Annotated in this window: 9 protein-coding genes; all 9 read left to right on the top strand. The window is 58.8% G+C overall.

Going from position 1 to position 15,135, the window contains the following annotated elements; all coding sequences use genetic code 11:
• Window positions 1-364 precede the first annotated feature (364 nt).
• The 9 genes from QMG16_RS18865 to QMG16_RS18825 all read left to right on the top strand — a co-directional run bounded on the left by QMG16_RS18865 (window position 365) and on the right by QMG16_RS18825 (window position 15,114).
• Entirely contained in the window at window positions 365-988 is a 624-nt protein-coding gene (locus QMG16_RS18865) for a TetR/AcrR family transcriptional regulator (protein WP_281796773.1), read from the top strand.
• Window positions 989-1,152: 164 nt separating this feature from the next.
• Window positions 1,153-2,445: an efflux RND transporter periplasmic adaptor subunit gene (locus tag QMG16_RS18860; protein ID WP_281796771.1), complete on the top strand. Its 1,293-nt coding sequence runs from the start codon at window positions 1,153-1,155 to the stop codon at window positions 2,443-2,445.
• Between the two features lie 12 nt (window positions 2,446-2,457).
• Window positions 2,458-5,637, top strand: a complete 3,180-nt coding sequence (locus tag QMG16_RS18855; protein WP_281796769.1) for an efflux RND transporter permease subunit — start codon at window positions 2,458-2,460, stop codon at window positions 5,635-5,637.
• Window position 5,638: 1 nt separating this feature from the next.
• Complete coding sequence (locus QMG16_RS18850) at window positions 5,639-7,045, top strand: efflux transporter outer membrane subunit (protein ID WP_281796767.1); 1,407 nt, start codon at window positions 5,639-5,641, stop codon at window positions 7,043-7,045.
• A gap of 30 nt (window positions 7,046-7,075) precedes the next feature.
• Window positions 7,076-7,711, top strand: coding sequence for an MlaC/ttg2D family ABC transporter substrate-binding protein (locus tag QMG16_RS18845; protein ID WP_281796764.1), 636 nt, complete (start codon window positions 7,076-7,078; stop codon window positions 7,709-7,711).
• Window positions 7,712-7,819: 108 nt separating this feature from the next.
• A complete protein-coding gene (shc, locus tag QMG16_RS18840; protein WP_281796762.1) occupies window positions 7,820-9,886 on the top strand; it encodes a squalene--hopene cyclase in 2,067 nt (688 codons plus the stop codon).
• Between the two features lie 145 nt (window positions 9,887-10,031).
• A complete protein-coding gene (locus QMG16_RS18835; protein WP_281796759.1) occupies window positions 10,032-11,108 on the top strand; it encodes an HlyD family secretion protein in 1,077 nt (358 codons plus the stop codon).
• On the top strand, window positions 11,105-13,990 hold the full coding sequence (gene rbbA / locus QMG16_RS18830) for a ribosome-associated ATPase/putative transporter RbbA (protein ID WP_281796757.1): 2,886 nt from the start codon (window positions 11,105-11,107) through the stop codon (window positions 13,988-13,990). The genes QMG16_RS18835 and rbbA overlap by 4 nt, the downstream gene beginning before the upstream one ends.
• Before the next feature lie 2 nt (window positions 13,991-13,992).
• Window positions 13,993-15,114: an ABC transporter permease gene (locus QMG16_RS18825; protein WP_281796755.1), complete on the top strand. Its 1,122-nt coding sequence runs from the start codon at window positions 13,993-13,995 to the stop codon at window positions 15,112-15,114.
• Window positions 15,115-15,135 lie beyond the last annotated feature (21 nt).

Genomic DNA, 15,135 nt, shown 5'->3' with positions numbered 1-15,135 from the left:
CCGATCAAGGTCGAGATCCGGTTTTTTTGCGTTTCGGCGTGTTAATCAATAGTGGTATAAAGGTGGTATCTAAGCTGTGCAAGAAGGAGGATGTCTTTCTCAACTTTGTACACCATCCGGTATTCATATTCACTCGATCAACACCCGTTCAGTACACAGGCAAACAAGTAGTCCGTTTCCAATCCGTCTATTCCCGCATGCTTTAAGCACACATGACAAATTAGTTTTTTCCAAGCACTTATGTGGACATGTACCTGGTCATGAGTGAGGAATTCTTCTTGACGAAGGTATCATGACGATATATTACATAACGTGACGTCATATTCATAAAATTTTGATAAAAAGCTCAGAAAGAGGTCAAGTAATGAAAAAAGAAAAGCTCACAAGGCGGGAAAGGGAGAAATTGCGACAACGTCAGGAAATCCTCGCGGCCGCCTTGGATCTTTTTTCCGAGAAGGGATATCACAATGTTTCCATGCACGAGATCGCCGGGAAGGCTGAGTTCGCTATCGGAACACTCTACAAATTCTTCCAGAACAAAGAGGATCTCTACAAGGCCCTTGTTCTGGAAAAATGCGACACATTTGAAAAGGTCATGGTGCAGGCGATCGAGGCGTCGGATGACGAGGTTGAAAAACTGCGCAACTACGTCATGACCAAAGGTGAAAGGTTTCGCAGCAATCTTCCCTTTGTTCGCCTCTTTCTCGCCGAAAGCAAGGGGGCGAGCTTCAACATCAAGGCGGGTCTGGATGAAGAGTTGAGAAAACGCATGTACGGTTTCCTGGAAAGGCTCGCCTCGATTTTCGAGAGCGGAATCAAAAACAAGCGGTTCAAGCCAATTTCCAGCCCCTATTCCCTGGCTGTAGCTCTCGACAGCGTCCTCGATGCTTTTCTCCTCCTCTGGCTCGATGCGCCCGAGAGGCATCCTTACCCGGAAGATCCGGATACCATCCTGGATATCTTTTTCAAAGGACTGATTGAATCGTGATTCCGTGCATCGTTTTTTGATTCCTCCCCATGGACGGAGCGATCACAAAAAAATGAAAAAAGCAAAGAGATCCAAGGCAATAGGGAAGCTCTTGAAGAGCGGTTTACCATGAACCATGTTTTCAAGGTAATACGGTCATCACTCAAATATTCTGGAGGTCTTTGATGCAACTGAACAAGAGCGATTATGAACCACTCAGATGGACTTTGGCTTTGGCGGCCCTAATGAGCCTTCTTATGCTGGGGGGGTGCGAAAAAGGAAATGCGCAACAGCAGCAGGCTCCCCCCCCACTCCCGGAAGTGGCCACGGTGACCATCGAGCCGCGGAGGGTCGAGTTGACCACCGAGCTGCCGGGGCGTACGTCTCCCTACCTTGTCTCGGAAATCCGGCCGCAGGTCAACGGCATCATCCAGAAGCGCCAGTTCAGGGAAGGTTCCGATGTCAAGGCGGGGCAGCTGCTTTACCAGATCGATCCCGCTCCCTTTCAGGTAGCTCTCGACTCCGCCAAGGCATCGCTCGGCAAAGCGCAGGCCAACCTGCCGTCCATCCGGTCGAGGGCCGAACGCTACAAGGAATTGCTCGTCGATAAAGCGGTCAGCAGGCAGGACTATGACGATGCCGCAGCTGCCGTGGAACAGGCCAAAGCCGAGATTGAATACTGGAAAACACAGGTTGAGGCGGCCCGCATCAATCTGGGCTACACCCAGGTCAACGCCCCCATTTCCGGGCGCATCGGCAAGTCCAGCGTAACGGACGGGGCGCTGGTGACAGCTTATCAGGCGGCATCCCTTGCAACCATTCAGCAGCTGGACCCCATTTACGTGGACGTGACCCAGTCGTCCGCCGAACTGCTCCGCCTGAAGCGCAACCTGGAAACCGGCCAGCTCAGTGCCGATGGGAAAAACGGGAAATCCGTCCGTATTCTCCTGGAGGACGGAACACCGTATCCCATGGAAGGCAAGCTGCAATTCCGCGACGTCACGGTGGACCCAGCTACAGGGTCTTACACCGTGCGCATCGTGGTCCCCAACCCAGAACATCTGCTCCTGCCGGGCATGTTCGTGCGGGCTGTCGTGCAGGAAGGGATCGCGGAACAGGCCATCCTGGTCCCTCAGCAAGGGGTGAGCCGCAACCCGAAGGGAGAATCCATCGCGCTGGTCGTGGATGAGGCCGGCACGGTCCAGCAGCGCATACTGACCCTCAATCGAGCCATCGGAAACCAATGGCTCGTCTCTTCGGGCCTCTCCGCCGGAGACCGCGTGATCATCGAAGGCATGCTGAACGTGCGGCCGGGCATCGCCGTGAAGGACGTTTCCCTGAACAACAAACAGACCACCGCAGAAGCTATCCCGAATGCGGATACGACCCAATCGCCGCAAACCGGTGCCGCCTCAGCCGGCCCCAGAGCCGACACGGCAGCCCCGAACAAGAAGAGCCGGCCTGAGCAAGCGAAATAACGGAGGAGTGTAATGCTATCGAATTTCTTTCTGGATCGCCCGGTTTTTGCCTGGGTCATCGCCATCATCATGATGTTGGCGGGCGGGCTGGCGATCTACAATCTGCCCATCTCCCAGTATCCTCCCATCGCACCTCCCTCCATCGCCATTGACGCCTTCTATCCCGGCGCCTCCGCCGAAACGGTTGAAAACAGCGTGGTCCAGATCATCGAACAAAAAATGACCGGATTCGACAAGCTGCTCTACATGTCGGCCACAAGCGATTCGTCCGGCGCGGGGAGGATCGAGCTCACCTTTACGCCGGGAACCGATCCGGACCTCGCCTGGTCCCAGGTGCAGAACAAGCTCCAGCTCGCCATGGCAAGTTTGCCCGACGTGGTGCAGCGCCAGGGCGTCAAAGTCAGCAAATCCACGCGAAACTACCTCATCATCGTGGGCCTGGTGTCGGAAGACGGCAGCATGGATGGAAACGACTTGAGGGACTATGCCCAATCCAACATCGAGAAGGTACTGGCCCGGGTGCCGGGGGTGGGGGAAGTGGAAAGCTTCGGTTCCCAGTACGCCATGCGTATCTGGCTCAATCCCGAGAAGTTGAACGATTACAAGCTGACGATCGATGACGTCATCGGACGCCTGCGCAGCTACAATGTCGAGGTCTCCGCCGGACAGTTCGGCGCTGCACCGGCGATGGAAGGCCAGCGTCTGAACGCCTCCATCATCGTCCAGAACCTGCTCAAAACTCCGGATGAGTTCGCAGCCATTCCGCTGCGCATCAATCCGGACGGCTCCATCGTGCGCGTGCGGGATGTGGGACGTGCGGAACTGGGCACCGAGCGCTACGAAATGAATGCCCTCTTCAACGGCAAACCCAGCGCCGCCATGGCCATCCGGCAGGCCGCCGGCGCCAATGCGCTGGATACCGCCGATGCCGTGAGGGCGAAGATGGAGGAACTGTCCGGTTACTTTCCTCCCGGCATGAAGGTCATCTATCCCTATGACACGACGCCCTTTGTCAAAGTGGCCATAGAAGAGGTAGTGAAAACCCTCTTCGAAGCGATCCTGCTGGTCTTCCTGGTCATGTATCTTTTCATGGGAAATATCCGGGCCACCCTGATTCCGACCATGGCGGTACCCGTGGTTATCCTGGGGACCTTCGCCGTTCTGGGGCTGTTCGGGTTTTCCATCAACATGCTGACCATGTTTGCCATGGTGCTCGCCATTGGTCTCCTGGTGGACGATGCCATCGTCGTGGTGGAAAACGTGGAGCGGGTCATGCACGAGGAAGGGCTCCCGGCCAAGGAGGCGACCCGCAAATCCATGGGAGAGATCACCAGCGCGCTCATCGGAATCGGCCTGGTGCTCTCTGCGGTTTTCGGCCCCATGGCGTTCTTTGCGGGCTCGACGGGCGTCATCTACCGTCAGTTTTCGGTGACCGTCATTGCCGCCATGCTGCTTTCGGTTCTTGTGGCCCTCATTCTCACACCGGTCCTGTGCGCATCGCTCCTCAAGCCCATTCCCAAGGGCCATGAACCCGCGGACAACGCCTTCTTCCTTTTCCGCCCCTTTTTTCGGTGGTTCGACCGGATGTTCCGCAGAGCCCGGGACAAGTTCCAGGCCATGGTGGGTCATATCCTCGGCAGGAAGCTCCGCTACCTGCTCATTTACGTTCTCCTGGTGGCAGCCCTGGGGTTTCTCTTCCAGCGAATGCCCACCGCCTATCTCCCGGATGAAGACCAGGGTATCGTGTTCGTGCAGGCAACGCTGCCGGCGGGCTCGACCCTGGAGCAGACCGACCAGGTCATGAACGAGGTCCGAGACTATTTTCTGGAGGATGAAAAGGAAACGGTGGCCACCTGCTTAACCCTTGCAGGCCGGGGTTTTTCAGGCGCAGGGCAGAACGTCGGGTTGTCCTTTGTCAAGCTCAGGGATTGGGACGAGCGCAACCGCCCGGACCTCAAAGCCGATGCCCTGGTAAGGCGCGCCATGGCCAGGTTCGCCAAGATTCGCAATGCACAGGTGTTCGCCTTTCCACCGCCGGCAGTCGTTGAACTGGGCCAGGCGGGCGGGTTCGACTTCCAGTTGCAGGACCGGGGTGGAGTCGGCCACGAGGCATTGACAGCGGCACGCAACCAGTTGCTCGGCATGGCCAAAGAGGACCCGCGACTGACCCGCGTGCGCCCCAACGGCCTGGAGGACGTACCTCAATACCGCATCGACGTGGACTGGGAAAAGGCGGGTGCCCTGGGCGTTCCTATCGACGCCATCCACAACACCATCTCGGCGGCCTTCGGCAGCGCCTATGTCAACGACTTCATCCAGGGCGGACGGGTCAAGCGAGTCTACGTTCAGGCCGATGCCCCCTACCGCATGCTGCCAAGTGACATCGAGCAACTCTACGTGCGCAATGGGGCGGGCACTATGACGCCTTTCACCTCTTTCTCCTCGGGCCGCTGGGCTTATGGGTCTCCCCGGCTGGAACGCTTCAATGCCTTCCCGTCGATGAACATTTGGGGCTCCTCTCCGCCGGGGAAGAGCTCGGGGGAAGCGATGCAGGCCATGGAGGAAATCACTTCGAAGCTTCCCAAGGACATCGGGTTTGACTGGACAGGACTCTCCTACCAGGAGCGGATGTCAAAGTCCCAGGCTCCTCTGCTGTACGCCTTTTCCATGATCGTGATTTTTCTCTGCCTGGCGGCGCTCTACGAGAGCTGGACCCTGCCCATTTCGATCATGCTGACTCTTCCGCTGGGAGTCATCGGCAGCATTGTGGCCGCATCGCTTCGTGGATTCCCCAACGATGTCTATTTCCAGATCGGGCTTCTGACTGTTTTGGGACTCACGACCAAAAACGCCATTTTGATTGTTCAGTTCGCCATGGATAAGGTCAAGGAGGGCATGGGGCTGGTCGAGGCCACGCTGGAAGGGGCGAAATTGAGGCTCCGTCCCATCATCATGACCTCGCTGGCCTTCGGGTTCGGCGTCCTTCCCCTGGCCCTTGCAACCGGCGCAGGTGCGGGGGCACAGACGGCCATCGGCACCGGTGTCCTGGGTGGAATGATGGCCGCCACCTTCCTGGCGACTCCATTCATCCCTCTGTTCTACGTGGTGGTGGTTCAACTGTTCGGCAAGAAGAAAGGCTCCCCGACGGAAGCACCCGTTTCGGAGGCAGTAAGCCCATCGGAGGCACAGTGACATGATAAGGAAGTTGTTCCCCCTTTTGGCGATAACGGCCGTTTTTCTCACCGGCTGCACGATGATCCCGAAATACACACGGCCCGAGGCGCCGGTTTCCAGGGAGTGGCCGAGTGGCTCCGCCTACAAAGAGACCTCAGCCATGCCGAATGCTCCTCTCGCCACCGATCTGCGATGGCGGGAATTCTTCACCGATGAAAAGCTGCAAGAGATCATCGGCATGGCCCTGGAAAACAACCGCGATCTGCGGGTAGCAGCATTGAATGTGGAGAGGGCTCGCGCATTGTACCGCATCCAGCGCGCCGAACTTTTACCAACGGTGGATACGACCGGCAACGCCATCAAGCAGCGCGTTTTGACCGGCAATTCCAATTCCACTCAATCGACCGTGGAACAGTATAGCCTCAATCTGGGCGTCAGTTCCTGGGAGATTGACTTTTTCGGCCGCATCCGGAGCCTGGAAAAGCAGGCCCTGGAGGAATTTTTCGCCACGGAGCACGCCCGCCGCAGCGCACAGATCCTGCTGATATCCGAGGTTGCCAACGCTTACCTGACCCTCGCCGCTGACCGGGAAAACCTGCAACTGGCCCAGTCCACCCTCGAAGCCCAGCAGGCCTCCTACAATTTGATTCAACGGCGCTTTGAAGTGGGACTCGCGCCCAAGCTGGACCTTCGACAGGTTCAACAGAGAGTGGATACGGCGCGGGTGGACGTTGCCCGGTACACCGGACTGGCGGCTCAAGATGAGAATGCCCTGAACCTGCTGGTGGGCGCGCCTGTGCCGCCCGACCTGTTGCCCGAGGGGTTGAGCGCCGTCAAATCCCTGCCGGACATCTCACCCGGCCTGCCATCCGAAGTGCTCCTGCATCGCCCGGATATTCTTCAGGCCGAGAGCTTGCTCAAGGCAGCCAACGCCAATATCGGGGCCGCCCGGGCGGCTTTTTTCCCCCGCATTTCGCTCACGACCGCCATAGGCACCACAAGCAGCGACCTGTCGGGCCTCTTCAAAGCCGGTTCGGATACCTGGAATTACGCAGCCAACATCGCTCTACCGATTTTCGATCCTGCCACATGGTCGGCGCTCAAGGTAAGCAGGACGGACAGGGAGATCGCCCAGAATCAATACGAAAAGGCGATTCAAGGAGCATTCAGGGATGTTGCCGATGCGCTTGCCATCAAGGGGACCGTGGGGGATCAAATGGAAGCGCAGCAGTCCCTGGTGGAGGCCACCGCCGAAACCTACCAGCTCTCCTATGCCCGTTATGAGAAAGGGACCGATACCTACCTGAGCGTACTGGATGCGCAGCGCTCTCTCTACTCCGCACAGCAGGGGCTCATCTCCATACGCCTTGCAAGGCTTGCCAACCAGGTGCAGCTTTACGCAGTATTGGGCGGGGGGACGGAATAACGTATGAAGATTGCATGAAAGGGTATGAATATGCATCGGGATAAGCAGATTCTTCGTTTTGTTGCAGGTGTCTTTTTGCTGATCACTTCTGTGATGTATTCGCCTTCGATCATGGCGGCTTCCTCGTCCCCGCTTCAGTTGATTCAATCGGGGTCGGATCGTGGATTGCAGATCATCAAGAGCTCCCTCTTTGGAGGTGGTCCCAGCCTCCAACAGCGCAGGGAGGAAATCCTCACCATCACCGAGGAATACTTCGACTTCGACGAGATGGCCAAACGAGCCCTGGGAAGGCCTTGGAAGGAAATCTCCGCAGAGGAGCGGCAAGAATTCCTCCAGCTTTTCAAACAGCTTCTTTTCAACACTTATATAAGTCGGGTGGAGGCGACTGCCACGCCGACCACTCGCACCCTCTACCAGGGAGAGCAGATCGAAGGCCGATACGCCCTGGTGAAGACCCGTGTGGCCAACGACAAGGAGCCCGACTTCGAGATCGACTACAGGCTCGTTCTCAGTGGATCCGAGTGGAAGGTCTACGATGTGGTGATCGAGGGTATAAGCCTGGTCAACAACTACCGGCAGCAATTCGCTTCCATCCTGAACAACAAGCCCTTCAAAGACCTCTTGAACCAGCTCAGGGAAAAGGTCGAAACACAATCCAGATCGTGATGAATTCCTATTGACCATTGTGTTAAACGGAGTATATATCAGGGAAAAGGTCGAAACACAATCCAGATCGTGATGAGCGAGCCGTGTTGACGGAAGGAGAATGTAAACATGGCTATATTGTCGAAAAATAAATTTGAACAGGACAAACCGGCAGTATCGGAGGGAAAGGATAGTTTCTGGAAAGATAGACCGGTAGAGATCGCGGGAGAACGCATCCGTTTGCAAGCCACGCAGGCATGTCTTCATTCCGGTGGAATCGAAGGCTCCAGCGTCGCCCGGATTCGCAAGGCGGTCGACAGCACCTGTGATTTCTTCCTGCGAACACAGTATGCGGAAGGGTACTGGTGGTCCGAACTGGAATCGAATGTCACGATCACTGCCGAATACCTTCTGCTGCTCCGTTTGATCGAATGCGCCGATCACGGGATGGAACGGGATATAGTACGGTACCTCTTGAGCCAGCAGAACGAGAACGGCGCGTGGGGACTCTACTACGGCGACGAAGGAGACCTCAGTACTACCATTGAAGCCTATTTCGCACTCAAGCTGGCGGGTGAGGATCCGGAATCGCCACCGCTTCGCAGGGCCCGCGGCTTTATTCTTCGTCGGGGAGGCATCGAGCGGTCGCGAGTATTCACGAAAATCTGGCTGGCGCTCTTCGGCCAGTACGATTGGCAGAAGGTCCCTTCCATGCCTGTCGAGCTGGTTTTGCTGCCTTCACATTTCTATTTCAGCATCTATGAACTCTCGAGCTGGGCGCGGGCTACGGTCGTCCCCCTCTCCATCGTCCTCACTGCCCGGCCGGTATACACGCTGCCCGAGAGCAAGAATGTCCAGGAACTCTATCTTCCATCGAACGGCTCTCCCATGCGGTTCAAATCGTGGGTACACAAGCTTTTTTTCATTTTCGACCGCATAGCCAAGGAATTCGAAAAACGCCCGTTCCGCCGGCTGCGAAGCCGGGCTATCCGGGAAGCGGAAAAGTGGATTCTCGATCACCAGGAAGAGAGCGGAGACTGGGGAGGCATCCAGCCTCCTATGGTCTACTCCATCCTGGCCCTGCACTACCTGGGTTATCCACTGGATCATCCGGCGATGGTAAAAGGCATGCACGCCATAAAGGGTTTCTGCCTGAAAGACGACCAGGGGCTGCGTATGCAATCGTGCATTTCCCCTGTATGGGATACGACCTTGACGACCCTAGCCCTTATAGAGGCCGGCATTTCCCCGGAACACCCGGCCATCAGAAATGCGGTCTCGTGGCTTGCCTCCAAGCAGACGACAACCGGCGGCGACTGGCAGGTCAAGAGCTGCTGTCCGCCAGGCGGATGGGCTTTTGAGTTCGTCAATACACGCTACCCGGATGTGGACGATTCAGCCTTTGTGCTCACGACACTGCACCGGGCGAGTCAGAGCGGATGCGATAAGCTCCACGAAGTGAAGATGCGTGGAATGGAGTGGTGTCTTGGCATGCAAAGCTCTTCGGGCGGTTGGGGGGCCTTCGATCGCGACAATGATATGATCATCCTCAACCGCATCCCATTTGCCGACCAGGAAGCAATGGTGGATTATCCGTCCGTGGATGTGACGGGCAGAGTCCTCGAAGCCATGGGGCATTACGGCTATCCTCCGACCCATCCGCAGGCGCAAAGAGGTATTCAGTTCATCCGCAGGATGCAGGAGCCGGACGGAAGCTGGTGGGGCCGATGGGGAGTGAACTATATCTACGGCACCTGGGCGGCACTGAGAGGCCTCATAGCCATCGGGGAAGATCCTGGGGCCGCCTACATTCAAGCGGCCGTGAGCTGGCTCAAAGCACATCAGAATCCCGACGGGGGCTGGGGGGAAACCTGTGAGTCCTACATGAATCCCGATCTGCGCGGCCGGGGAACAAGCACGCCTTCTCAGACCGCGTGGGCGCTCATGGGACTCATGGCCTGCGGAGAGGAAGACTGCCCCGAGGTCAAGCGGGGTGTGCAGTACCTCGTCGATACACAGCGAAGCGATGGGAGCTGGGAGGAGACCTGCTTTACGGGAACCGGTTTTCCCAAGCATTTCTTCATCCGTTATGACAACTACCGCAACTGCTTCCCCCTCATGGCATTGGGCCAATACCTCCGGAAGCTCGAAGCAAAAGTCAGCCCTCCAGGACGCTGGGTGACCGAAAAAAAATGAAAAAGTCAAGGAGATACAAGGCAATAGGGGAAGCAGGAAACGCTCTTGAGAAGCGATGTTATCATGAGCCATGAGCCATGAGCCCTTTTTCATATATAAGGTCATCACCTCATTGTGCGCATGACCAGCGGACGGGAGTGCATGAATGAGTGTTCAGAACAGAGCATGGTTGAGACGGGCCGCGTGGGGTGGAGTGATCCTTGTGATGGCCGCGCTGGCGACCTGGCAATACCTCAAGGGCGAGGAAAGCGACAAGGGCATCGTCGGCGGCAACGGGCGCATCGAAGCCACAGAGATCAATGTGGCGGCCAAGCTGGCGGGGAGGATCAAGGCCATTCTCGTCGATGAAGGGGACTTCGTGACCGCCGGCCAGGTGGTGGCGCAGATAGATACGGAGGTGCTCCAGGCGCAGCTTCGGCAGGCCGAAGCCCAGGCGCGGCAGGCGCAAAGCGAGGTAGCGACCACACGCAGCCGGCTTGCTCAGCGCGAGAGCGAGAAAGCGGCGGCAGAGGCCGTGGTGGTGCAGCGCCAGGCGGAACTCAACGCCGCCCGGAAGCGCGCAGCCCGCACCTCGGCGCTGGCCCGTGAAGGCGGCGTTTCAAAGCAGGAGGCGGATGACGATCAAGCTCGCATGCAAAGTTACGAAGCCGCCGTCAGCGCCGCGCGGGCCCAGGTGGCGGCGGCCGAAGCGGCCATCGCAACGGCCCGTTCGGAAGTAAGCGGAGCACAGTCGGCCGTTGAGGCCGCAATGGCCACCGCCGAACGCATCCGGGTCGACATCGCCGACAGCGATCTCAAGGCGCCTCGCGACGGACGCGTGCAGTACCGGGTGGCGCAGCTCAGTGAAGTGGTAGGGGCAGGCGGACGGGTGCTGAACCTGGTCGATCTGAAGGATGTCTACATGACCTTCTTCCTGCCCACGGCCGCAGCCGGGCGTTTGGCGCTGGGCTCGGAAGTGCGCCTGGTGCTGGATGCGGCCCCCCAGTATGTCATTCCGGCATATGTCTCTTTCGTGGCCAGCGTGGCGCAGTTCACACCCAAAACGGTGGAAACCGCCAGCGAACGCGAAAAACTCATGTTCCGCATCAAGGCGCAGATCCCTCCTGATCTGCTTCGTGCCCACATCCTGCACGTCAAGACAGGGCTGCCCGGTATGGCCTATGTGCGGCTCGATCCGCAGACCCCGTGGCCGGCCCACCTGCAGGTGAAAGTGCCGCAATGAATGAACACCGGCCTGATACCACCATGCAGAATAAAGAGAGCGGCAGTGCAGGTTCCGCGCCGGTGGTGCGCCTTTCCAATGTAAGCCTGCGCTACGGCAGGACGCAGGCGCTGGATGCGATCCACCTGGATATACCGGCCGGAAAAATGGTCGGCATGATCGGCCCGGACGGAGTCGGCAAGTCCAGCCTGTTCGCGCTCATTGCCGGAGCCCACGCGATTCAGAGCGGACACATCGAGGTGCTGGGCGGCGACATGGCTGAAGCAGAACATCGCCGGCTGGTAGGCCCACGCGTGGCTTACATGCCCCAGGGGCTGGGCAAGAACCTTTACCCGACCCTTTCCGTCTTCGAGAATGCCGATTTCTTCGGCCGCCTGTTCGGCCATGACCGCAGCGAACGGGAACAACGCATCGGAGAACTGCTGCAAGCGACCAGCCTGTCCCCTTTTTCAGGGCGGCCCGCGGGCAAGCTCTCTGGCGGCATGAAGCAAAAACTCGGACTTTGCTGCGCCCTCATCCACGACCCCGACCTCCTGATCCTCGACGAGCCCACCACTGGCGTCGATCCCCTGTCGCGGCGCCAGTTCTGGGAACTCATCGAGCAGATCCGGGCCGCCCGGCCCGGTATGAGTGTTGTGGTCGCCACGGCCTACATGGAGGAGGCCTTCAGCTTCGACTGGCTGGTGGCAATGGACGGCGGCCGGGTGCTGGCGACCGGAGCCCCTCGGGAACTGCTCCAAAACACCGGCACAACCACGCTCGAAGAAGCCTTCATCGCCCTGCTGCCCCGGGAAAAGCGCGAAGGCTACCAGCCGGTGCACATTCCCCCTCGCGAAGAAGGTGAAGAATCCGACATCGCCATCGAGGCGCGCGATCTCACCATGCGCTTCGGGGATTTCATCGCCGTCGACCACGTGAGCTTTCGCATCGGCCGTGGCGAAATCTTCGGTTTCCTCGGCTCCAACGGCTGCGGCAAAACCACGACCATGAAAATGCTGACGGGGCTGCTGCCGGCCAGTGAGGGGCAGGCCTGGTTGTTCGGCCGCCCCGTGGACCCGCGCGACCTCGACACCCGCCGCCGCGTGGGCTACATGTCTCAGGCCTTTTCGCTCTACTCGGAGCTCACTGTCCGGCAAAACCTGGAGCTGCACGCCCGGCTTTTCCGCATGCCTGTCGAGAAAATTCCCGCCCGCATGAGAGAGATGTCGGAACGCTTCGGCCTCTCGGATGTCATGGACGCTTTGCCCGATGCGCTGCCACTCGGCGTCCGCCAGCGGCTGTCGCTGGCCGTGGCCATGATCCACGGACCGGAGATACTGATCCTCGATGAGCCGACTTCCGGGGTCGACCCCGTGGCGCGCGACGCCTTCTGGCAGATCATGATCGACCTGGCGCGCCGGGACAAAGTCACCATTTTCATCTCCACCCATTTCATGAACGAGGCGGAGCGATGCGACCGCATCTCGTTGATGCATGCCGGACGCGTGCTGGTGAGCGATACCCCGGAGGGGTTGAGAGCAAAGCGCGGCTCGCAAACGCTGGAGGAGGCCTTCATCGCCTACCTGGAAGAGGCTGCTGCAAAAGACCGGAAACTGTCTGAAAAACGCCGGGACTTACCGGAAACTGGGCTGTCCTCCTCCAGGTCGTCATTCCCGCAAGCTCCCGGCGGAAATCCAGGTCGTGGACGGATTTCCGCCCCCCTGTCAAAGATGAGCGGGCATAACGGATCGTTGGCTTTCGGACAAACAGCATCGAAATTCAGTTTGCGCCGCCTCTTCAGCTACACCCGGCTCGAAGGGCTGCAACTGCTCCGGGACCCGATACGACTGACCCTGGCCTTGCTGGGCAGCGCGATTTTGATGTTGGTGATGGGTTTTGGCATCAACATGGATGTGGAGGATCTCTCTTTCGCGATGCTGGACCGCGACCAGACCGGCATCAGCCGAGACTACACGCTCAACCTGGCAGGGTCGCGCTATTTCGTCGAAAAAGCACCAATCACCGACTACGAGGAATTGGACCGCCGCATGCGCGCAGGCGAGATCAGCCTGGCCATCGAGATCCCCCCCGGGTTCGGACGGGACATCGCACGGGGAGATCCCGTGGCGGTGGGGGCATGGATCGACGGTGCCATGCCCACTCGCGCCGAGACCGTGCGCGGCTATGTGCAGGGCATGCACACACACTGGCTGACCACACGCACCGCCGAGGCGCTGGGTTCGGATGCAGTGGCGGGGCCAGCCAACATCGAGACACGCTTCCGCTACAACCCCGACGTCAAGAGCCTGCCCGCCATGGTGCCGGCGGTGATCCCGCTGCTGCTCATGCTGATTCCGGCCGTTCTGGCCGCGCTTTCCGTAGTACGCGAGAAGGAGCTCGGCTCCATCGTCAATCTTTACGTCACTCCCGTCACCCGCCTGGAATTCCTGCTCGGCAAGCAGATTCCCTATGTGGCGCTGGCCATGCTCAGTTTTCTGTTCCTGGTGCTGCTCGCCGTCACTGTCTTCCGAGTCCCCGTGAAGGGAAGCTTCCCCACCTTGACGACCGGGGCCCTGCTGTATGTCATGGCGGCCACTGCCTTCGGCCTGTTGATTTCGACCTTCATGCGGAGCCAGATTGCCGCGCTTTTCGGCACTGCCGTACTGACCATCCTGCCGGCAAAACAGTTCTCGGGGATGATCGATCCCGTATCGTCTCTAGAGGGAGTGGGAGGACTGATCGGCAAAATCTATCCCACCACCCATTTCCTGATCATTTCGCGCGGCGCATTCTCCAAATCACTGAGTTTTTCCGACCTCTACGCATCGTTCATTCCCCTGGCCATCGCCGTTCCGGTGTTGATCGCTCTGAGCACCGTGCTGCTGAAAAAACAGGAGCGTTGATCGTGCGGTTCTCCAATATCCTGCACCTGGGCATCAAGGAACTGCGCAGCCTCATCCGCGACCCGATCATGCTCGTGCTGATCGTCTATGTTTTTACCGCTGGAGTCTACTCAGCCGCCACGGCCATGCCGGAAACTCTCAACAAGGCGCCCATCGCCATCGTGGACGAGGACCATTCGCATCTCTCCAACCGGATTGTCTCAGCCTTCTATCTACCCTATTTCATCCCACCCGTGCTGATCTCCCGGTCCGAGATGGATGCCGGCATGGACACCGGGCTCTACACCTTCGCCCTCGACATTCCGCCGGATTTCCAGCGCGATGTGCTGGCCGGCCGCCGGCCCACCATCCAGCTCAATGTCGATGCCACACGCATGAGCCAGGCCTTTACCGGCAGCAGGTACATCCAGACAATAGTCAGCGGCGAGGTCAACGCCTTCCTTCAGGGGCACAGAGCGGCGGCCGCATCGCCGGTGGATCTCGAACTGCGGGTCAGGTTCAACCCATCGCTCAAAAAATCCTGGTTCGGCGCAGTCATGGAGGTGATCAACAATGTCACCATGCTCGCCATCGTGCTCACCGGAGCCGCCCTGATTCGCGAGCGCGAGCATGGAACCATCGAGCATCTGCTGGTGATGCCCGTCACCCCTTTCGAGATCATGATGAGCAAAGTGTGGACCATGGCCCTGGTGGTGCTTTCCGCCACGGCCCTTTCGCTGGTCTTCGTCGTCCAGGGGCTTTTATCGGTGCCCATCGAGGGCTCGCTCATGCTTTTCCTGGCCGGCACAGCCCTCCATCTTTTCGCCACAACCTCCATGGGAATTTTCCTCGGCACCATCGCACGCTCCATGCCCCAGTTCGGACTGCTGCTGATGCTGGTGCTTCTGCCCCTGCAGATGCTCTCGGGCAGTATCACACCCAGGGAAAGCATGCCCGACCTGGTGCAGTTCCTCATGCTGGGAGCGCCCAACACCCATTTCGTCATGCTCGCCCAGGCCATCCTCTACCGCGGTGCGGGGCTGGAGGTCGTATGGCCGCAGTTCGCCGCTCTGGCCGCCATCGGCGCCATCCTCTTCAGCCTGTCTCTCGGCCGTTTTCGCAAGGCATTGGGGAGCATGGCGTGAGTGGGAGGACGAGGATCTTTC

Origin of the sequence: Desulforhabdus amnigena (genome assembly GCF_027925305.1) — a bacterium.
In the GTDB taxonomy this organism is placed as follows: Bacteria; Desulfobacterota; Syntrophobacteria; order Syntrophobacterales; family Syntrophobacteraceae; genus Desulforhabdus; species Desulforhabdus amnigena.
This window is presented reverse-complemented; position numbering and strand designations above follow the sequence as displayed.